Genomic DNA, 21722 nt, shown 5'->3' on the forward strand with positions numbered 1-21722 from the left:
GTGAATGAGCAAAGAGAATAGTAAAGAACAGCAAATTGCAGCCCTCAGAGAGGCCGCCCTTCAGTATCACGAGTTTCCTGTTCCTGGAAAAATCGAAATTGCGCCAACTAAGCAATTAACAAACCAGCGCGATTTAGCGCTTGCTTATACCCCCGGTGTTGCAGCGCCTTGCGAAGAGATTGTTAAAGATCCAGCTAACGCATTTAAGTACACTGCTCGTGGAAATTTAGTCGGTGTGATTACAAACGGCACTGCTGTGCTCGGTTTAGGAAATATTGGTCCATTGGCAAGTAAGCCGGTGATGGAAGGTAAGGCAGTTCTCTTTAAGAAATTTGCAGGCATTGATGTTTTCGATATTGAAGTCAATGAAAACGATCCCGATAAATTAGTGGAAATTATTGCCGCACTTGAACCCACTTTTGGCGGTATTAATTTAGAAGATATTAAAGCGCCAGACTGTTTCGTTGTAGAGCGTAAGTTGCAAGCGCGCATGAAGATTCCAGTCTTTCATGATGATCAACACGGTACAGCGATTGTGGTTGCAGCCGCCATCCTTAATGGTTTAAAGGTCGTTGGTAAAGAGGTTGGTGATGTAAAGCTGGTGACCTCTGGTGCTGGTGCAGCTGCTTTAGCTTGCTTGGATTTATTAGTCGATTTAGGTATTGCGCGTAAAAATATCTGGGTAACAGATTTAGCTGGTGTTGCCTATAAGGGCCGCAAAGAATTGATGGATCCCGAGAAAGAGCCATTCTGTCAGGAAACCGATTTGCGCACTTTGGATGAGGTGATTGCAGGAGCCGATATTTTCTTGGGCTTATCTGCTGGCGGCGTCTTGAAGCAAGACATGGTGAAAAAAATGGCAGACAAGCCATTGATCTACGCCTTGGCAAATCCCACTCCAGAAATTTTGCCGGAAGAGGTCAAAGCAGTTCGCCCAGATGCGGTGATGGCTACGGGCCGCACTGATTATCCAAATCAAGTGAACAACGTTTTGTGTTTCCCATTTATTTTCCGTGGTGCTCTAGATGTTGGTGCTACGACCATCACGCGTGGCATGGAAGTCGCTGCCGTGAAGGCGGTTGCGGAGCTGGCGCAAGCAGAGCAAAGCGAAGTAGTGACTTCAGTCTATGGAATAGAAAACCTATCCTTTGGCCCTGAATACTTGATTCCAAAGCCGTTTGATCCTCGTTTAATTACCGTGATTGCTCCGGCTGTTGCAAAAGCAGCAATGGATGATGGTGTTGCTTCTCGCCCAATTAAAGATTTCGATGCCTATCGCAATCAATTGCAACAATTTGTGTACCACTCTGGTACTTTGATGAAGCCACTCTTCAGTATTGCGAAGAGAGTCCCTGCAAATCAAAAACGCATTGTGTTTGCTGAAGGCGAAGATGAGCGCGTCTTGCGTGCGGTCCAGATCATTCTTGATGAACATCTAGCAACCCCAATTCTGATTGGCCGCCCAGCAGTGATTGAGCATCGCATTGAAAAATTTGGCCTGCGTATGAAAGCGGGTGATGACTTTGAGATCGTTAATCCCGAGAACGATTCTCGCTTCCGTGACTTCTGGCAAACCTACCTCGGACTCACAGAGCGTAAGGGCGTCACCCAATCATTCGCTAAGCTGGAAGTACGTCGCCGCAATAGTTTGATCGGCAGCCTCTTGATTCAAAAGGGCATGGCTGATGGCATGATTTCTGGCACGGTAGGCAATTTAGCTACGCACCTCAAGTATGTCGATGAAGTGATTGGCCGTGAGCCGGGTGCTAATGTTTATGGCGCAATGTCTGGTTTGATTCTTCCAGGTCGCCAAGTGTTCTTAGTCGACACTCACATCAACATTGATCCAACTGCAGAGCAATTGGCCGAGTTAACTTTGATGGCTGCTAGCGAAATGCGTAAATTGGGACTCGTTCCTAAAGTTGCGCTCTTATCGCACTCAAACTTTGGCTCAAGTAATGCCCCATCGGCAGTCAAGATGCGTGAAGTGTTGGCTTTATTGAAAAATACCGATCCAACCCTCGAGGTGGATGGTGAGATGCATGGTGATAGCGCATTGGACGCAAGTATTCGTGAAGGTGCCGTATCTTCATCCTCCCTGAAGGGTGATGCCAACTTATTGGTATTGCCGAATATTGATGCGGCCAACATTTCCTACAACTTGTTAAAAACTGCTGCAGGAAATGGAATTGCGATTGGGCCACTCCTTTTGGGCGTTGCTAAACCAATTCATATTTTGACTCCGGCTGCGACTGTTCGCCGGATTGTGAATGTGACGACTTTGGCCGTTGTTGAGGCTGCAAGCAACGCCAGAGGCATTTCTTAAGTCCTGTTAATTTCTGTAAGTTAGTAATAACTTACAGAAATTATTCCTATATAAATCAATGATTTATATAAAATGCACTGTATTTGGGCTTGATTTGATGGCGTGTTAAGGGTAACCTAGCACCCATCATGAATAATCGCTCTGAAAACACCAATACAGCCAGCTTCGATGAACATAGCCGCGCTGAAAGTTGGGACAGCAATGATCGTCTAGAAACCGAATCTTCCGCTGCCAACGTTTACGCTCAGGGCGGTTTATCTCGTTTACAAACCTATGCAGCAAATCAAGTTTCGGGGAAAAAAGTGACAGCTTCTTGGCGTGCCGCTTTGGCCGTTCGCGATGCCGGACCGCCGGCTATGTTGCGCAGTGTGCGCACGAACATCGTGCAATCAATCCGTGCTTTCCGTACTCCAGACTTACAGGAGGCGGCTACTGAGCTAGGTCAGCATTTTATTTATGCCAATTGCGTGAATGCAACGACTAAGGGCGAGGTTTTGGAGGCGATTGCGATTGCTTACTCCTTTACTAAGCAGCAAGCTAAAAACTTTGATCCACTTTTAGATGCCCTCACAACTACTACTGATAAGGCGGGTCAACAGCCTGGATTTGTTGTTGTGCTCGAAGGTTTGCCTTGCACTCAGAAGTTTGACAAGGAAGCACGCGAAACATTGTTGGATGTTTTCCGTGATGCTGTAGATTACTGGGCTGAGCGTCGCACACCCTATCGTGTGTTCTACTCTTTTGCTTAAGTCTTAAGACTCGCAGTCCCTCTAAATCGCCTCTATCTGAGGCGATTTTGCATTTCAGGATTCCAGATGCTGTGTACTGCTGTAATGGCGACCACGCCAGCAGTTTCAGTGCGCAGCACTCTCTCCCCGAGGGACACCAGTTGGTAGCCAGCAGCCTGTGCTTGCGCCTCTTCTTCGGGTGAATGGCCGCCTTCGGGTCCAATCATCAGAACGATGTCTTGAGGATCGGATTGGATTAATACTGAATACATACTTTTTGTAGCATCTGGACTGAGGAGTAGTTTGAGTCCTGGTTTGGTGGTTTCTTTGAGGTAGGCCTCAAAAGTTTGAATCGGTTCCAATTTAGCCAGAACAGTTCGATCACATTGTTCGCACGCTGCCTGAATAATTCCTTCCCAGTGCGCAAGTCGTTTTTGCGCTCGTTCCTGGTCGCTGGAGCGGGTTAATTTCAGAATAGAGCGTTCGCACTGCATCGGTGCAATGATTTGAGCGCCGGTTTCCACAGCTTTTTCCACAATCCAATCCATTTTGTCGCCGCCAGCAAGTCCTTGAGCCAAAGTGATTGCATAAGGGGTCTCTCGATGGATATCTGTGCGGATATTGCTCAGTTGGGCCAAACCGCTTTTTCCGCTCAAAGAGAGGAGCTCGGCATGGGCAACCTGGCCTTTTCCATCAAATACGGGGAATGATTCCCCGGCTTGAATACGCCTAACGCGCAAATGATGGGCTACCTCGGGAGTGAGGGCTGTTGGCTTTTGGGACTCCCATGGTCCGGGAAGATAAAATTGAGGCATTACTGAAATATAGTCAATTAATTTTCCAGAGACCACTTTTACGATGTCAAACCTTCAAATTCGTATGGCCAATGCCATTCGTGCCTTATCCATGGATGCTGTTCAGCAGGCAAATTCAGGTCACCCTGGTATGCCAATGGGCATGGCAGATATTGCTGTTGGATTATGGAATGAACATTTAAAACACAACCCCACCGATCCACATTGGATCGATCGTGATCGTTTTGTTTTGTCCAATGGTCATGGTTCGATGTTGCTGTATTCCTTATTGCATCTTTCTGGCTATGACTTGCCGATTGAGGAATTAAAAAATTTCCGTCAACTGCATAGCAAGACTCCAGGACATCCTGAATATGGAATCACGCCTGGCGTTGAAACCACAACAGGCCCACTTGGTCAGGGAATTTCGAATGCCGTAGGTATGGCATTGGCAGAAAAACTACTTGCCGAAGAATTTAATCGCCCTGGCCATAACATTATCGATCACTACACCTATGTTTTTCTAGGTGATGGTTGTTTGATGGAAGGCATTAGTCATGAAGTATGTTCTTTGGCTGGAACACTCAAGCTCAACAAGTTGATTGCACTCTGGGATGACAATGGCATCTCCATCGATGGCAAAGTGGTTTCTTGGTTTAATGAAGATACGCCAAAGCGTTTTGAGGCCTATGGTTGGAACGTCATTCGTGCAGTAGATGGACACGATGCAGAGGCGGTATCGGCTGCGATTACAAAAGCGAAGAAGAGCGATAAGCCAACCCTAATCTGCTGTAAGACCGCGATTGGCCAAGGCTCGCCCAATATGGCTGGTAGCGATAAGGTTCATGGTTCACCACTAGGTGCTGCTGAAATTGCTGCTACCCGTGTCGCTTTAAATTGGCCGTATGCGCCATTTGAAATTCCAAAAGATATTTATGCGGCTTGGGACTTTAAAAAGCGTGGTCAAGCAGCTGAGCATGATTGGAATAAAGAGTTCCAGAAATACAAAAATAAATTTCCGCAGCTCGCTTCTGAGTTGCAACGCCGTATGCAGGGCGACTTGTCAGAAGATTTTTCAAGCACGCTCAATGCCTATCTCAAAACTTGCCAATCAAAAGCAGAAACAGTGGCAACTCGTAAAGCCAGTCAAAATGCGATTGAGGCACTGGCCCCAGCATTGCCAGAATTTATGGGCGGCTCTGCAGACTTAACGGGTTCTAACTTAACCAATTGGTCAGCATGTAAGGCGGTTCGAGCAGACCAATGGGGTAACCATATTAATTATGGTGTGCGTGAGTTCGGTATGAGCGCCATCATGAATGGCATTGCGTTGCATGGTGGTTACATTCCATTTGGCGGCACTTTCCTAACTTTCTCTGATTACAGTCGCAATGCAATTCGCATGGCCGCTTTGATGAAGTTACGCAGCATTTTTGTCTTTACCCATGACTCTATTGGTTTGGGTGAGGATGGTCCAACCCACCAATCTATCGAGCATGTGGCCAGCCTGCGCTTGATTCCTAATCTGATGGTCTGGCGCCCGTGTGACACCACGGAGAGCGCTGTAGCCTGGGGCGCGGCGATTGAGCGTAAGAATGGCCCAAGCGCCTTAATCTTTAGTCGTCAAAATTGTCCATTTGTTCCTCGCAATAGCCAGCAAATCAAAGATATTGCCCGTGGTGCTTATGTATTGCGCGAGCCTGCGTCTGGTAAGTTCAATGCAGTGATCATGGCAACCGGCTCTGAAATTGCTTTGGCATTGCAAACTGCTGAACGTCTGGAGAAAGAAAGTTCAGGCAAGGTTGGTATTCGCGTTGTCTCCATGCCATCAACAACGGTTTTTGATCAGCAAGATGCTGCTTATAAAGCAAAAGTATTGCCACCCAATATTCCGCGCATTGCAGTTGAAGCGGGTGTGACCGATTTCTGGTGGAAGTATGGTTGCGCTGCGGTACATGGTGTGGATACCTTTGGTGAGTCCGCGCCTGCAGGGGTGTTGTATGACCACTTTGGTTTAACGGTTGATGGCATTGCTAAAACGGTTCAGAAATGCATCGCGCAGAAATAAATTCAATATTAGTAAGGGGAAATAAATGACAATTCGTGTCGCAATTAATGGTTATGGACGTATTGGCCGCATGGTATTGCGCGCCTTGTATGAAGATCAAGTCAATGGCAAGCCACGCCGTGATATCAAGATTGTCGCGATTAATGCGATGGGTGATATCGCCATCAATGCGCATCTGACGCAGTATGACTCTGCGCATGGTCGCTTTCCTGCAGAGGTTTCTGTAGACGGCGATTGCATGGTAGTAAATGGCGATCGCATCAAAATGTTCTGCACTCGTAATCCAGCGGAAACCCCATGGGGTGAGTTGGGCGTTGATTTGGTTTTGGAGTGTACTGGTAAGTTCACTTCAAAAGAAAAGGCGATGATTCATATTCAGCAGGGCGCAAAGAAGGTATTGATTTCTGCTCCTGGTGAAAAAGATGTGGATGCCACTATTGTGTATGGCGTCAATCAAAATGTATTGAAGCCAAGCGATGTAGTGGTATCAAATGCAAGTTGCACCACAAACTGTTTGGCGCCATTGGTAAAACCATTGCTCGAAAAGATTGGTATTGAGTCTGGATTAATGACTACCATCCATGCGTTTACAAACGATCAAGTATTAACGGATGTGTATCACAAGGACATGCGTCGTGCGCGTTCTGCTGTAACCAGCATGATTCCTACTAAGACTGGTGCTGCTAAGGCGGTAGGTTTGGTATTGCCAGCATTGGCAGGGCGCTTTGATGGCTTTGCAATGCGCGTACCCGTGATTAACGTTTCTGTAGTGGATCTCACATTTGCAGCTAGTCGTGCTACCAGCGTAGATGAAGTGAATGCGATTTTGAAGACAGCCAGCGAAGGTGAGCTTAAAGGTATCTTGGGATTCAATACTCTCCCGCTCGTGTCAATCGACTTTAACCACGATCCTCGCCCAAGTATTTATGACGCCTCACAGACCCGCGTTTCTGCTGATGGCAAACTAGTCAAAGTATTGGCTTGGTATGACAACGAATGGGGCTATTCAGTGCAAATGCTCAACGCAGCAGAAGCATTAATGGCTGTAAAGTGAGTAAAAGTTGTTAAAAGTGGCTAAATGTCACTAAAAAGTAAAAAAGACCTCAATTTGAGGTCTTTTTTATTGCTCTGCAAAGATCAATATTCACTAAATTACTCTAAAAAGCGATAACTGCGCTTATTTTTGTTTATTTCGACAGTTTTTCTTCTGGCAATGGCCGTACATCGCTAAAGCATGCTCTTGGAGCTTAAATCCTAGGGATTTAGCGATATCTCGCTGCCTTTTCTCAATGGCTTCATCCACAAACTCCTCCACATGGCCACAATCAAGGCATACCAAGTGGTCATGGTGCCGACCCTCGTTTAGTTCGTAGATTGCCCTGCCATCGCCCTTGCTTGACTCAAAATGGCTGCGCAGGAGAAGTCCAGCCTGTTCAAACTGGGTAAGGACTCGGTAGACAGTTGCCAGGCCAATCTCTTGGTCATCCTTGGCCAGGGCCATAAAGACATCCTCAGCGCTAAAGTGAGTGCCCCCGTTTTGATGAAAAAAATCCAGGATTTTCATACGAGGACCGGTAGCCTTGAGGCCAATATCGCGCAAATTTTCAGGAGTGGGGTTTTGGTTCGTATTCATGGCTTTGGGAGCTAAAATCAATGTCTTAATGATACGGCCAGCCATGCAAAATTGCCTTGAACTTTTTAGTCGTTTTTTTCGCCCGCTTTTGAAGGGGGTCTTGACTCCTTCCAGGGGTGGAATACTGGCCATTGTGGCGTTTGGCTTATTGGGCCTTAGTGCCTGCTCTACCGCTGTTGACAATACGCAGCGCGCCTGGATGAACAAAATCTTTAGACCTTATGTTCCAGATGTAGTGCAAGGCAACTTCATCTCAAGTGAGCAATACGCAAAATTAGAGTTGGGTATGACTCGTGAGCAGGTACGTCAAATTTTGGGCACACCCTTATTGGCTAGTTATTTCCACGCCAATCGTTGGGACTATGTATTTGAATTTAAACGCTCTGGCCAAAGAGTGGGCAAAGAGCGTCATGTCACCGTTTATTTTGACGGCGATAAATTGGTGAAGTTTGAGGGCGATGCTCTCCCAACAGAAGTGGAGTTGGTTGCTGAGATTGATAACTACTCCAAAACCAAGCGTTCATTCTGGGATGTTGTAACCGGCTCCAATAAGCCGCCAGAGACCCCGCCTTTGCAACAGCCAGAGTTAATGGTGCCAAGCAAAACAGATAATTTGCCGGCAGGAGCGCCAGTGCCTCCAGTGCCAGCTGCAAGCAAAAGTTCCTTTTGGGACTTCTTTAGTTTTTCGAATAAATCGTCCGATGGCGTACCCACTCCTCAAGCAGAGACTCTGGGGCCTGGTGCTTTGAATGTCCCACCGGCTAGCGAGACTAAGCAGTAATAGTGATTTTGGTGCTGATGTCTAAAGAAGTTCTAGGCATCTCAAGTAAATTTAATTTGAAGCGAAGAAATACATGATGAAAATTGCAATTGCTGGCGCTACTGGCCGTATGGGTAAGATGTTGATTGAGACGGTACTCAATACGTCCGACGCACAATTAGTGGGTGCGCTTGAGCATTCCGCTTGCCCTCAGTTGGGTGAAGATGCAGGCGCATTCTTGGGTAAGAAAACAGGCGTATTGATCTCTGCTGATGTCGCTGCAGTATTGGCGCAAGCAGAATTTCTGATCGATTTCACAAGGCCTGAAGGAACCATGGCGCATTTAGCGGTGGCAGAAAAAACCGGTACCAAAATGATTATTGGTACTACTGGCTTAAGCCCTGAGCAAATTGCTAGCCTCAAAAAAGCTTCAGCTTCATTAGCGATTGTTTTTGCGCCAAATATGAGTGTTGGCGTAAATGCGACCTTTAAGTTGCTAGAAATTGCCGCCAAGATGTTGAACCAAGGTTATGACATCGAAATTATTGAAGCGCATCACAAACATAAGGTAGATGCACCTTCCGGTACCGCACTCAAGATGGGTGAAGTCATTGCCCAAGCGTTGGGTGAGAAGTTGGATGATGTAGCAGTCTATGCCCGCGAAGGCCATACAGGTGAGCGCAAAGAGGGCTCTATTGGTTTTGCAACGATTCGTGGTGGCGATATTGTGGGTGACCACACTGTCTTATTTGCAGGCGATGGCGAGCGTATTGAAATTAGCCATAAATCCTCGAGCCGTCAGTCATATGCGCAGGGATCTTTGCGCGCAGCCCGTTTTTTACAGCAACAAGCGTCTGGCCTTTTTGACATGCAAGATGTTCTTGGCTTACGCAAATAATCATTTTGCTTTCAATCACAGAAATAGAAGAAAAGAGTTGTCTTGGATGAGTAAGGATTACGACTACCGCGGTATTGAAGCGGCAGCGCAAGCTGATTGGGAAAGTGCGCAAGTCTATCGCGTAACAGAAAATACAGTCGATGCTGCGGGCAAGAAAAAACCCAAGTACTACGCCTGCTCTATGTTGCCTTACCCTTCAGGTAAGTTGCATATGGGGCATGTTCGTAACTACACGATTAACGATGTGATGGCACGTCAGTTGCGAATGCAAGGTTATAACGTACTGATGCCAATGGGCTGGGATGCTTTTGGTATGCCTGCCGAAAACGCAGCGATTCAGAATAAAGTGCCACCAGCAAAGTGGACTTACGACAACATCGCTTACATGAAAAAGCAGATGGCGGCGATGGGCTTGGCGATTGACTGGTCACGCGAAGTCGCTACATGTAGTCCTGATTACTATCGTTGGAATCAATGGTTGTTTTTAAAGATGCTAGAAAAAGGGATTGCGTATCGCAAGACCCAAGTAGTGAACTGGGATCCGATTGATCAGACCGTGCTAGCAAATGAGCAGGTGATTGATGGCCGAGGTTGGCGCTCTGGTGCTTTAGTTGAAAAGCGCGAGATTCCTGGCTACTACTTCAACATTACCGCTTATGCAGAGCAATTGCTCTCTGGTTTGGATGGTTTGGGTTGGCCTGAACGCGTTAAAACCATGCAGCAAAATTGGATTGGTAAAAGTCGTGGCGTACGTTTTGCTTTTAAGCATGAGATTGCAGATGCGCAGGGTAAATTTATTCAAGATGGTTTCTTATATGTTTTCACTACTCGTGCCGATACCATTATGGGTGTTACTTTTTGCGCAGTAGCGGCTGAACATCCATTGGCAAGTAAGGCTGCTGAAAACAATCCAGCATTGGCCGCTTTTATTGAAAAATGTAAAACCGGTAGCGTGATTGAGGCGGATTTAGCGACCCAAGAAAAAGAGGGTATGTTTACCGGCCTCTATGTGACCCATCCACTAACGCATGAACCGGTCCCCGTTTGGGTTGGTAATTATGTTTTGATGTCTTATGGCGATGGCGCTGTCATGGGCGTGCCTGCGCATGATGAGCGTGATTTTGCCTTTGCTCTTAAATACGATTTACCGATCAAACAAGTAATTGCCCTCAAAGGCGAGTCTCCCATGTTTAATGCGACCCATTGGGAAGATTGGTACGCGCAAAAAGAAGATGTCGTTTGTTTCAATAGCGCTCAATACGATGGCCTATCGCATGATGAGGCCGTCAGTGCGGTTGCAAAAGATCTAGAGAAGCTCGGTATCGGTGAAATTAAGACGACCTATCGTTTGCGTGACTGGGGTATCTCTCGTCAGCGTTATTGGGGCACGCCGATTCCGATTATTCATTGTGGCGATGAAAATCACCCGGGTTGCGGTGCCGTCCCGGTTCCTGAAGCCGATCTTCCAGTGGTGCTGCCAGAGGATTGCGTACCAGACGGTAGTGGCAATCCATTAAATAAGCGTGTTGACTTTTTAAACGTGAAGTGTCCGAAGTGTGGCAAGCCTGCGCGTCGTGAAACTGACACGATGGATACTTTCGTAGATTCTTCTTGGTACTTCATGCGCTATACAGGTCCCAATGCCAAGACTATGGTGGACGAGCGTAATGAATATTGGATGCCAATGGATCAATACATTGGCGGCATTGAGCATGCGATCTTGCATCTGCTCTATGCGCGCTTCTGGACTAAGGTGATGCGTGATCTCAATTTGATCAAGTTTGATGAGCCTTTCCAAAACTTGCTTACGCAAGGCATGGTGCTCAATGAAACGTATTACACCGAAGAAGCCTCAGGCAAAAAAACCTGGCTCAATCCATTGGATGTCGAATTAGATTTAGATGAAAAAGGTCGCCCTCAAGGCGCCAAGCTCAAAGGGGATGCTTCTGGTGCGCCAGTCATGATTGGCGGCGTAGAGAAGATGTCCAAGAGTAAAAACAATGGCGTTGATCCCCAGGCGTTGATTGATCAATACGGTGCTGATACTGCGCGTTTATTTGTGATGTTTGCTGCTCCTCCTGAACAGCAATTGGAATGGTCTGGTGCTGGGGTTGACGGCGCTTCGCGTTTCTTGCGTCGCGTATGGATGTATTCCAGCAGTCAAGCAAATGCGATTCGTGAGGCGCAAGATACATTGCCTGGCAATCTGAATGAGGCCGAGCAAGAATTGCGCCGCGAGGTACATACGATTTTGAAGCAGGCCAATTTCGATTACCAGCGTCGTCAATACAATACCGTTGTCTCTGCCGCGATGAAGATGCTCAATGTGCTTGAGCCAATCAAATTGGATCAAGGTGCCGCTATTAGCGCACCGGTCTTACGTGAGTGTCTGAGTATTTTGCTACGCGTTTTGTATCCAGTAGTGCCTCATTTAACCCATGTACTTTGGAAGGACATGGGTTATGCCAAGCGCTTTGGTCCTTTATTGGATGCGCCTTGGCCGCAAGTGGATGAAGCTGCATTGGTGCAGACAGAAATCACTTTGATGCTACAAATCAATGGCAAGTTGCGTGGCGATATTAAGGTTCCTGCAGAAGCCAATAAGGAGCAAGTTGAAGCCTTAGCCTTACAGAGCGAACCAGCAATGAAGGCTTTGAATGGCGGCACACCTAAAAAGGTGATTGTTGTTCCTGGTCGTTTAGTGAACATCGTTGCTTAGTTAACAGAGATCATCACGATATGAGCGTAAATTCACTGCGACGTACCCTTCTAGGCTTCATGGTCAGTGCGCCATTGAGTGGTTTACTCGCCTGTGGCTATCGCATGCGTGGCATGGTGGACTTACCATTTAAGGCAATTGCAATTACCGGCAGCCCATCGCCTCCACTGCGTGCAGATATTCAAACGGCTATCTTGACTGGTACAGATGTAAAAGTGGCAATTAATCCTAAAGATGCTGACTTAATCCTAGAGGTCACCAATGATTTAAGTGGTCGAGAAATCTTGGCATACAACTCCGCCGGTCAGGTATCAGCGTATCGTTTGAATATCCGGGTTGGATTCAGGGCTTACGATACTTCCGGCGCAGAAATTGTTCCTGATAGTGAAATCTACATGACGCGCGACATGGACTTCTCCAATACCACTGTTTTGGCAACCGATGTTCAGCAGCAACAATTCGTATCCTTGATGCGCAAAGATTTGGCTGTACAAATTTTGCGTCGTGTTTCTGCGGCTGCAAGAGCCCCACAAACCAAAGCGTTCTAAAAAGAGATCTAGACTCGCATGGTTAAAGTAGATGCCCTGCAAGCGCACCTCAAATCCTTAAGCTCTGGCAATGCAATGTCACCCCTCTATGTATTTAGTGGGGATGAACCTCTTTTAATGATGGAGGCCATGGATCAGTTACGTTTAGCAGCCAAGAAGCAGGGATTTACTGAGCGCGAGGTCTTATTGCAAGAGCGCGGATTCGATTGGAGCGCCCTGCTTAATGCAGGTCAAACCATGTCTTTGTTTGGTGATAAGCGCTGGGTTGAGTTGCGTATTCCGACTGGTAAACCTGGGCGTGATGGTGCAGATGCTCTAAAACAATTTGCAGCTCAAGTCGCCTCTCAAATGAGTGGACCTGATGGTCCTGATACTGTCGTGTGTATTGTCTTGCCGCGCCTAGATGGCAAAACTAAAACTTCTGCTTGGTTTAGCGCTTTGGATGAGGCGGGTATGGCGATTCAGATTGATTCTTTGGACCGTAGCCACTTGCCCCATTGGATTGCTGCGCGCCTAAAAAAACAAAACCAAGAAGTTGAAGCGGGGCCGGGTCATCAGCGCGCTCTGGAATTTATGGCAGACCAAGTAGAGGGCAATTTGATTGCGGCTCACCAAGAAATTTTGAAGCTGGGTCTGCTGTATCCCACTGGTGTGTTGACTGAAGAGCAAATTCGCACCTCAATTTTGAAGGTGGCTCGCTATAACGTATTTGAGTTAACCGAGGCGATGCTTGCCGGTGATTTGCCACGATTAAATCGAATGCTCGATGGCTTGAAGGGCGAAGGTGAGCCTTTGGTCTTAATTCTCTGGAGCGTGACAGAGGAGCTTAGGCTACTATCTAAATTAAAGGCCGCCAGTGATGCGGGTGAGTCTGTGCAGCAGTTGATGCGTGCCAATCGCATATGGGGCAATAAGGAACGGCTGTATCCAAATGCTCTAAGGCGTGTACAGCCTCTGAAATTGCGTAGAGCTATCCAGGTAGCCGCAGGCTTGGATCGCCAAGTCAAAGGCTTATCGGCCGCTGAATTACCTGCAGACCCATGGGATGGCCTGCGTTTAGTTGGAAATTTATTGCGTTAAGAACACAATAGTGAATTAGAGAACCAAAAAATGAGTACAGAGATTCAGAAAATGATGCAAGACATTGGCCAGCGAGCGCGCAGCGCATCGCGCGCAATGGCGCGGGCATCTAGCGAGCAGAAAAATCAAGCGCTATTACATATAGCTAAAGCCGTACGTCAACAAGCAGCGCAAATCCAAGCAGTGAATCAAATTGATGTAGAGCGTGCAAAAGCCAATGGTCAAGATGCCGCCTTTGTTGATCGCTTAACGATGACTCCTAAAACCATTGAAACGATAGCATTAGGTTTAGAGCAAATTGTGAGCCTAGAAGATCCTATTGGGAAAATAACGCCTCTACAAAAACAAGCCTCTGGTATTGAGCTCGGGCAAATGCGTGTGCCATTGGGTGTGATAGGTATCATTTATGAATCTCGTCCAAACGTCACGATTGATGCAGCAGCGCTTTGCTTGAAATCAGGCAATGCTGTTATTTTGCGTGGTGGTTCAGAAGCGATTGATTCCAATACTATGTTGGCCAAAATTATTCAGGAAGGGCTGGCTGCTGCTGGCTTGCCTCAGGATGCAGTACAAGTGGTTACCACTACAGACCGAAGTGCTGTCGGAGAAATGATCACCATGACGCAATATATTGATGTGATTGTTCCTCGTGGTGGTAAAAGCTTAATTGCCCGTCTAATGGCAGAGGCTCGGGTACCAATGATTAAGCATTTGGATGGCATCTGCCACACCTATATTGATGCGGATGCAGATGTTGCTATGGCAATCAAGGTGTGTGATAACGCCAAGACCCAACGCTATGCACCTTGTAATGCGATGGAAACCTTATTGGTCAATCAGGCAATTGCAGCTCAGGTATTGCCAAGCCTGTGCCAAATTTATCAAGACAAAGGTGTAGAGCTTCGTGTAGATGCATTAACGCGCGCTACGCTCGAGGCCAATGGCTTTAAAAACTTGGTTGATGCAACCGAGGAAGATTGGCAAACGGAGTACCTTGCCCCAATCCTATCAATTAAGACGGTTGCCGATATTAATGAAGCAATGGACCATATCGAGCGCTACGGTAGTAAGCATACCGATGCCATCATTACAAATAACACGTTACAAGCCAATCGTTTCTTGCGTGAAGTGGATAGCGCTAGTGTGATGGTGAACGCCAGTACACGGTTTGCCGATGGTTTTGAATACGGTCTTGGCGCAGAAATTGGTATTTCAAACGACAAGTTGCATGCGCGTGGCCCAGTTGGCCTTGATGGCTTAACTTCTTTGAAGTATGTGGTGATGGGTCACGGCGAGATTCGTACTTAAACAATGATCATGGTATCTAAGGCAAACAATTGATGACGAACGCTTACCTTTGGGTAAAAACCTTTCACATTGTGTTCATTACCTCCTGGTTTGCGGGCTTGTTTTATCTGCCTCGCATCTTTGTGAACTTGGCCGATGAAAAGCATCCCGAGGCTTTAGTGCGATTACTCGGTATGGCCGATCGCCTGTTTCGATTTATGACGATTCTGGCGGTACCTGCAATCTTGCTTGGCCTAACACTCTGGCAAGTTTTTGGTGTTGGCGCCGGAGACATCTGGATGCACGCCAAATTATTCTTAGTGGTGCTAGTGATCGGTTATCACCATGCATGCTGGAGCTTGCTCAAGAAGTTTCGTGCTGGTGTCAATACCAAATCCGGTGTTTGGTATCGCTGGTTCAATGAGGTTCCTGTTATTTTGTTGATCGCTATTGTTGCTTTGGTGATTTTGAAGCCATAGGCCTCGCTGATTTATTCCCCCTTTCCCTTTTAAGACTGTTAGCCCCATGAGATTTTTTGTTGTTTGCCCAGGCGGTTTAGAGATTCCGCTCGCACAGGAGCTCGCAGAGATTGCTGGGCGCCCAGACGCTAAGGCGCTAGGTACTTGGGTCATTGATCCTACTCCTACTAGCCCTACAGGCGGCGTTGGATTAGCAGGACCATTGTCTGCTGCAATGGCGCTCAATCTCCACTCGAGAACGGCTAGTCGCGTCTTATTGCAAATGGCCCAGGGACCTTATCGTCAAGAAGATGACTTATATAAGCTCGCCAGTGGTCTCGCATGGGAAGATTGGTTTACCTCAAAGCAAACCTTGCGCGTCGATGTAACTGCACATCGCTCACCGTTAAAAAGTTTAAATTTCGCTACCCTCAAAATTAAGGATGCGATTGTCGACCGCTTACGTGATGTGACTGGCGATCGTCCTAGTATTGATACCGCATTTCCAGATGTCCGGGTACAGGCGCATTTAACTGCAACCCAAGTCACCATTTATTTGGATACCTCCGGTGAAGCCTTATTTAAACGGGGCTGGCGCGATGAAAAAGGTGATGCTCCTCTAAAAGAAAACTTAGCTGCTGGTATTTTGTCGATTACAGGCTGGAAGCCGGGGCAGACTTTATTTGACCCGATGTGTGGCAGCGGTACATTTTTAATTGAGGCTGCCCAGAAACTCTTGGCAATTCCTCCGGGGGCCATTCGCGCAGGCATGTATGGCGATGATGCAAAGCCCAGTAGATTGGCCTACCGCCCATTAGTGACCTCAGCACATGGCTTTGGTTTTCAAAGGCTCAAGCCATTTAATGAAGCGGCCGAACAAAAACGTTGGGCTGCACTAAAAGAGTCCTCGCTCAATGAGATTCTAGAAAAGCGTAAGCGCTATCCCAATGTCGAGGCGTTGGAGATTAGTGGCGGTGATATTAATGAAAAACTAGTCTCGATGTGTAAAGGTAACTGGCAGCGGGCGCAGTTGCCTGACCAGCCAGCAGTTCGTCAGATTGATGCCTTGGCTAGTAAGCCGCCTGCTAATACCAAAGAGGGCGTAATGTTATTAAACCCCCCTTACGGAGAGCGCTTGGTCATTAAAGGTGGACGGGGGCAAGATCGCTCCTCACGGGATTCGAACGATGCTAGCTATGAAACAGAAGAGCCTGAAAATCGCTTTGAGCTCAATTTAGAAACGGGACGCCAAAGCGCCAAACGCTCTAGCCGTGAGTCTCTTAAAAAGCTACAGGCTCAAGAAGAGCAAGATCCAAAATTTATCGAGTTCTTACGGCAGTTTGGTCAGCATTTGAAAGATACGTTCGGTGGTTGGAACGTTTTTGTTTTGACGGCAGACATGGCTTTACCTGGGCAACTCAGAATTAAAGAATCCAAGCGCACACCTTTATTTAATGGCCCCTTAGAGTGTCGTTTATTTAAGTTTGAGATCCATGCAAAACGTGCGCCCGAGAATGAGTCGAAAAACCCATAAGCGTTTTAAAATGAACCCATGAGTTCAATGTAGCAATACAGCGGAGAATCAAGCAATGGAATTTAAAACCTATATGTGTCTAATTTGCGGTTGGGTGTATGACGAGGCCGCTGGCTTGCCCGATGAGGGTATTGCACCCGGAACACTGTGGAAGGATGTCCCAATGAATTGGACATGTCCTGAGTGTGGTGCTCGTAAAGATGATTTTGAAATGATGGCAATTTAAAAGACGATTGAGGCAAAAGTGAATCAAAACGACGTTTTATTTGAGCGTGCACAAAAGACAATTCCCGGAGGTGTGAACTCTCCAGTACGCGCATTTCGTCAAGTAGGCGGGACGCCTCGTTTTGTTACTAAAGCTAAAGGCCCATATTTCTGGGATGCTCAGAATCAGCGTTATATCGACTTAATTATGTCGTGGGGCCCTATGATTGTTGGGCATGCCCATCCAGAGGTAGTGGAGGCCGTCCAAAAAGCTGCCGAAACCAGTTTTAGTTATGGCGCCCCTACAGAAGGTGAAATTGAGTTAGCTGAGCGCATTTGCGCTTTGATGCCTAGTGTTGAGCAAGTGCGTATGGTCTCGAGTGGTACTGAGGCAACCATGAGTGCTTTACGTTTAGCGCGTGGCTATACCGGCCGCGATCTGATTATTAAGTTTGAGGGTTGTTATCACGGCCATGCGGATAGTTTGCTGGTTAAAGCAGGCTCTGGCTTGCTCACATTTGCAGACTCAACGCAAAACGCACCCTCTTCTGGCGGAGTTCCTCAGGATTTAGTGAAGCACACCTTAGTGTTGCCCTATAACGATGTGGCTGCTATTGAAGCCGTGTTTCAGCAGCAGGGTGATCAAATTGCTGCTGTGATTCTGGAACCTATTGCAGGCAATATGAACTTGATTCAACCGTCCAAAGCATTCTTAAGTGCGATACGCCAGCTGACTACTCAATATGGAAGTGTATTGATTTACGACGAAGTAATGACGGGTTTTAGAGTCGCTCTAGGCGGCGCACAATCATTACAAGGTATTACCCCAGATTTAACGTGCTTAGGTAAGGTGATGGGTGGCGGTATGCCGATGGCTGCATTTGGTGGCAAAAAAGAAATCATGTCTAAATTGGCTCCCCTGGGTAATGTCTATCAGGCGGGAACTTTGTCTGGTAATCCGGTAGCGGTGGCTGCTGGCTTAAAAACCTTAGAGATTATTTCTAGGGAAGGCTTCTATGACTGCCTTACGAAACAAACTCAAAAGTTGATGGCTGGTTTACAGCAGGCTGCAGATAAAGCAGGCGTTCCATTTGCAGTCGATAGTGTTGGCGGGATGTTTGGTTTTTATTTTGCCAATGCTGTTCCGACCTCTTTTGAAGCCGTAACCAAAACAGATATCGAGGCGTTCAAGAAATTCTTTCACCTCATGTTGGATCAAGGCGTGTATCTTGCGCCGTCAGCGTACGAGGCAGGCTTTACTTCCATTGCACACGATGATGAAGTACTTCAGGCAATTATTGCTGCTGCAGAAAAATCATTTCAGCAATTAAAGTAAACAAAAACCAATAGAGTTTTTTACATTCTCAGTGGGTGGTCATAACCATCCACCTGAATAATCTCTAACTTATTGGAGTCTTTATTCGTTTCGGAGACTTCCATTGCAGTGAGTTTTCCGCCCCAGACGCAACCAGTATCAAGGCTAATGACGTTTTGCTCTCTCAGTAAGCCCAAAGTGGACCAATGCCCAAAGTAGATTAAAGTGTCGCGGGTTTTGCGCTTAGTCACTTTAAACCAGGGAATATAGCCTTTAGGACCATCCTGCAAACCCTCTTTACTTTCAAATTCCATACGCCCGCCTGGAGTGCAAAAACGCAATCTGGTGAGCGCATTTGTAATCACTCGAAGACGCTCATACCCTTTTAGCGTATTACTCCATTGGTTGGGAGTATTGCCATACATGTTGCCTAAAAATTCTTTATACGATTTTTTGCGCAGTGCTTTTTCTACTTCCTGGGCGCATTCAATGGTTTGTTGTAAATCCCACTGAGGCAGTACGCCAGCATGCACTGTTAATACTTTGCCATTACTTAAGGCGAGTGGGCGATGACGCAGCCAGTCAATTAATTCGGCACGGTCCGGGGCCTTCAAGATATCTTGAACAGTATCGAGCCCTTTTGTTTTTCGAATGCCTGCATCAATGGCGAGTAGGTGAAGATCATGGTTGCCCAAAATACATTCAGCACGTCCAGACTCTTGCAGTTTTTTGAGTTGCCTTAGGGCGCCAAGCGAGTTTGGTCCGCGATTGACGAGATCTCCCAAAAAAATCATCTTCGATTCTTTCGGAAGCTTCTTGACGAGGTTTTTCAGTGAGGGCGCACATCCTTGAACGTCCCCTACAGCGTAGATCTTGCTCATGCCCTATCTTAAAACGGATTGTTGGTAGATAAGCCTGGTCTAAGCGATTTTTTTAACAACGCTGTAACGCACTAAGGTTTTCTTGCGGGCTTCATCATGATCTACGATTGGCAGGGGGTAGTCCTTGCCGAGGGTGATGCCTGCTGCCTCAAGCTCAATATGCCCCGCCGTCCAAGGGGCGTGAATGGTTTTTTTGGAGAGCTTTTCTAATTGGGGTAAATAACGTCGGATAAATTTACCTTCGGAATCAAATTTTTCCGACTGGGTGATGGGATTAAAGATGCGGAAATAGGGCTGTGCATCGCAGCCAGAAGAAGAGGCCCATTGCCAGCCGCCATTATTTGATGAAAGCTCAAAGTCATTGAGATGCTCAGCAAAGTAGGCTTCGCCCCAGCGCCAGTCAATTCCTAAATCTTTCGTTAAAAAGCTCGCTACGACCATCCGTAGGCGATTATGCATATAGCCACTTTGATTGAGTTGATGCATGGCTGCATCGACAAGTGGGTAACCCGTTTTACCTTCGCACCAAGCGGTAAATAATTTTTTGGCTTGGGCACCACTTTCCCAAGCAATATTGTCATAGTCAGGCTTGAAGGAGACGCCATCTGCTAAGCGAGGATGGTTTGACAAAATCATGAAGTAAAAATCACGCCAGATGAGCTCGCTTAACCAAATGGTTGCGCCCATACTGCCTGCCAACATGCGTCGATGTGCTTCTCGTACCAAACCTCGAATTGACAACATGCCAAAGCGTAGGTGGGTTGATAAATAGCTGACACCTTTGATGGCTGGAAAGTCCCGCCCAATTTGGTATTGATCAATGCGCGCCAGAAAGTCCTCTAAAAAAGCTTGACCACCCTCAGAGCCTGGTGGGAGGTAGCTTTCAATACCGGTAGAGCAAAAACCCATGGAATCCAATGAAGGAAATGCTAAATCCAGCTTCTTGGGAATTGGAGTAAATTGCCCTGGTTTAGCAGTGCACTCGTATGCAGCAAGATCCTTTTCTTGAAGTGTTTTGAGCCAGTTATTTTTATAAGGGGTGAAGATCGAGAAGACGGTATTGGAATTGGTGAGAATTTCTTTTTTCTCAAAAATCACTTGGTCTTTAAAGCTTTCAAATGCAATGCCTAATTTTTCAAGTGCATTGCTCACTTTTTGATCTCGTGCAATCGCTGAAGGTTCGTAGTCATGATTGGTCAATACCGCCTCTGCACCCAGCTCTTGAGCAATCTTCGGAATGCATTCAATAGGTTTTCCAAAGCGCACGATCAGGCCACCGCCTTGTTGGCGCAGGGATTGATCAATCTGAGCTAGACCTTGCCAAATAAAATCGACTCGGCGATCATGTTTTAAGCCATTTGCATCGAGTTCACCCTTCAATAAAGGCTTAAGGATATCGGTATCAAAAACAAAGGCAAGCCAGACTTGCTTGCTCTCTTTGAGGGCGTGGGAGAGTGCCGCTTGGTCATAGAGGCGGAGGTCACGACGGAGCCAAACAAGTGCTTTTTGCATAGGCCCTATATTAAGGTCAATTGCAAGATTATGTTGAAGGCGCTTGGCACAAACCGGTTAAGATCTTGACTCATGACCGATACGATCTTTTTTATTCTTTCGAAGTTCATGCAGTTCTGCATTGAGCCCCTCAATTGGGTGATCATATTTGTAGTATTTAGCCTTTTATTTTTGTCTCTGCGCAAGCCAGCACTGTGCAAGCGCTTTTTAATTCTGGCGTTGATTGATCTCTTGGTGGTCGGATGGTTACCCACATCCCAAGTGGTGTTGAGGGTCATGGAAGAGGCTGTCCCTAAAACCAGTATTGCTACGATTCCAGAGGGCGAGCTTGGCGGCATCATTATTTTGGGCGGTGCGATTGAAGGTGGGCAGATTTCAGTTGATAGAGCTGAAGTTTCGCTTAGATCCTCTGCGGAGAGAGTCACCAAAGCGTTCGAATTAATACGCAAGTACCCAGATTTACCATTTATTTTTAGCGGTTACTCAGGCCGCATTAATCCCAAGGGGATTTCAGAAGCGGATGCATTTAAGCAATTGCTGATCGAGCAAGGCTTTGATGAAAAAGCGCAGCTACTAGCGCATTATGAAAACCAGTCGCGCAATACTTATGAAAATGTTCTGTATATGAAGCCGATGATTGCAGAATACGGCCTGAAATCCGATGCAGGAGCGCAAAAGCCATGGTTGCTCATTACCTCCGCTAGTCATATGTATCGCTCTGTGAAAATCTTCCAAAAGCAGGGTGTTGAGGTAATAGCGGTGCCGGTGGACTATCAGACAGGCCATCACTTGCAGTGGACCTCGTTTGATCTAGAAGATGGGGCTTACAACTGGAATCGTTTGGTCCATGAGCTAGTTGGCTTGCTGGCATATTGGATTACCGGAAAAATCTAGATATTCGGTAAAATGGGGTGATATGACTACGGCCAATAAAGCCCCCCATGATTCAGACTCCGGGTCTTTGATTTCCTATTCCG

General features: G+C 46.8%; 19 protein-coding genes. 15 read left to right on the plus strand and 4 right to left on the minus strand.

Annotated elements, in window-relative coordinates; genetic code table 11:
* Positions 1-4: 4 nt before the first annotated feature.
* Positions 5-2326, plus strand: a complete 2322-nt coding sequence (locus ICN24_RS02435; RefSeq protein WP_216221110.1) for an NADP-dependent malic enzyme — start codon at positions 5-7, stop codon at positions 2324-2326.
* 128 nt (positions 2327-2454) lie between these two features.
* The gene (locus tag ICN24_RS02440) at positions 2455-3075 is read left to right on the plus strand and encodes a barstar family protein (RefSeq protein WP_216221111.1); all 621 of its coding nucleotides are present in this window, start codon (positions 2455-2457) and stop codon (positions 3073-3075) included.
* Positions 3076-3107: 32 nt separating this feature from the next.
* Here the strand turns inward: ICN24_RS02440 and ICN24_RS02445 are convergent, their stop codons facing one another.
* Positions 3108-3869 (minus strand): 16S rRNA (uracil(1498)-N(3))-methyltransferase, encoded by a 762-nt coding sequence (locus ICN24_RS02445; RefSeq protein WP_216221112.1) that lies wholly within the window; start codon positions 3867-3869, stop codon positions 3108-3110.
* 43 nt (positions 3870-3912) lie between these two features.
* Here ICN24_RS02445 and tkt point away from each other — a divergent pair, with 43 nt between their 5' ends.
* A complete protein-coding gene (tkt, locus tag ICN24_RS02450) occupies positions 3913-5916 on the plus strand; it encodes a transketolase (RefSeq protein WP_216221113.1) in 2004 nt (667 codons plus the stop codon).
* A 25-nt stretch (positions 5917-5941) separates the two neighbouring features.
* Entirely contained in the window at positions 5942-6970 is a 1029-nt protein-coding gene (gene gap / locus ICN24_RS02455; protein ID WP_216221115.1) for a type I glyceraldehyde-3-phosphate dehydrogenase, read from the plus strand.
* Between the two features lie 123 nt (positions 6971-7093).
* On the opposite strand, the gene fur is transcribed toward gap, so the two are convergent.
* Positions 7094-7549, minus strand: a complete 456-nt coding sequence (fur, locus tag ICN24_RS02460; protein WP_216222177.1) for a ferric iron uptake transcriptional regulator — start codon at positions 7547-7549, stop codon at positions 7094-7096.
* A gap of 100 nt (positions 7550-7649) precedes the next feature.
* Here fur and ICN24_RS02465 point away from each other — a divergent pair, with 100 nt between their 5' ends.
* The 10 genes from ICN24_RS02465 to hemL all read left to right on the plus strand — a co-directional run bounded on the left by ICN24_RS02465 (position 7650) and on the right by hemL (position 18373).
* On the plus strand, positions 7650-8330 hold the full coding sequence (locus ICN24_RS02465) for an outer membrane protein assembly factor BamE (RefSeq protein ID WP_255532536.1): 681 nt from the start codon (positions 7650-7652) through the stop codon (positions 8328-8330).
* A 76-nt stretch (positions 8331-8406) separates the two neighbouring features.
* Entirely contained in the window at positions 8407-9207 is an 801-nt protein-coding gene (gene dapB / locus ICN24_RS02470) for a 4-hydroxy-tetrahydrodipicolinate reductase (protein ID WP_216222179.1), read from the plus strand.
* Positions 9208-9253: 46 nt separating this feature from the next.
* Entirely contained in the window at positions 9254-11926 is a 2673-nt protein-coding gene (leuS, locus tag ICN24_RS02475; RefSeq protein ID WP_216221118.1) for a leucine--tRNA ligase, read from the plus strand.
* Positions 11927-11946: 20 nt separating this feature from the next.
* A complete protein-coding gene (lptE, locus tag ICN24_RS02480; RefSeq protein ID WP_216221119.1) occupies positions 11947-12474 on the plus strand; it encodes an LPS assembly lipoprotein LptE in 528 nt (175 codons plus the stop codon).
* 18 nt (positions 12475-12492) lie between these two features.
* The gene (gene holA, locus ICN24_RS02485) at positions 12493-13554 is read left to right on the plus strand and encodes a DNA polymerase III subunit delta (protein WP_216221120.1); all 1062 of its coding nucleotides are present in this window, start codon (positions 12493-12495) and stop codon (positions 13552-13554) included.
* Between the two features lie 30 nt (positions 13555-13584).
* Positions 13585-14862: a glutamate-5-semialdehyde dehydrogenase gene (locus tag ICN24_RS02490; protein WP_216221121.1), complete on the plus strand. Its 1278-nt coding sequence runs from the start codon at positions 13585-13587 to the stop codon at positions 14860-14862.
* Between the two features lie 32 nt (positions 14863-14894).
* Entirely contained in the window at positions 14895-15320 is a 426-nt protein-coding gene (locus ICN24_RS02495) for a CopD family protein (protein WP_216221122.1), read from the plus strand.
* A gap of 46 nt (positions 15321-15366) precedes the next feature.
* Entirely contained in the window at positions 15367-16833 is a 1467-nt protein-coding gene (locus ICN24_RS02500) for a class I SAM-dependent RNA methyltransferase (RefSeq protein WP_216221123.1), read from the plus strand.
* A 55-nt stretch (positions 16834-16888) separates the two neighbouring features.
* Positions 16889-17059, plus strand: a complete 171-nt coding sequence (locus ICN24_RS02505; protein WP_068947854.1) for a rubredoxin — start codon at positions 16889-16891, stop codon at positions 17057-17059.
* A gap of 18 nt (positions 17060-17077) precedes the next feature.
* On the plus strand, positions 17078-18373 hold the full coding sequence (gene hemL / locus ICN24_RS02510; protein ID WP_216221124.1) for a glutamate-1-semialdehyde 2,1-aminomutase: 1296 nt from the start codon (positions 17078-17080) through the stop codon (positions 18371-18373).
* Positions 18374-18393: 20 nt separating this feature from the next.
* Here the strand turns inward: hemL and ICN24_RS02515 are convergent, their stop codons facing one another.
* Together ICN24_RS02515 and ICN24_RS02520 are read right to left on the minus strand one after the other, a co-directional pair.
* Entirely contained in the window at positions 18394-19233 is an 840-nt protein-coding gene (locus tag ICN24_RS02515; RefSeq protein WP_216221126.1) for a symmetrical bis(5'-nucleosyl)-tetraphosphatase, read from the minus strand.
* A 39-nt stretch (positions 19234-19272) separates the two neighbouring features.
* Positions 19273-20745: a deoxyribodipyrimidine photo-lyase gene (locus ICN24_RS02520; RefSeq protein ID WP_216221128.1), complete on the minus strand. Its 1473-nt coding sequence runs from the start codon at positions 20743-20745 to the stop codon at positions 19273-19275.
* A 72-nt stretch (positions 20746-20817) separates the two neighbouring features.
* Between ICN24_RS02520 and ICN24_RS02525 the strand changes: the two genes are divergently transcribed.
* On the plus strand, positions 20818-21639 hold the full coding sequence (locus tag ICN24_RS02525; RefSeq protein ID WP_216221129.1) for a YdcF family protein: 822 nt from the start codon (positions 20818-20820) through the stop codon (positions 21637-21639).
* The last annotated feature ends 83 nt before the right edge of the window (positions 21640-21722 follow it).

Origin of the sequence: Polynucleobacter sp. UK-Kesae-W10, assembly GCF_018881575.1 — a bacterium.
GTDB lineage: Bacteria > Pseudomonadota > Gammaproteobacteria > Burkholderiales > Burkholderiaceae > Polynucleobacter.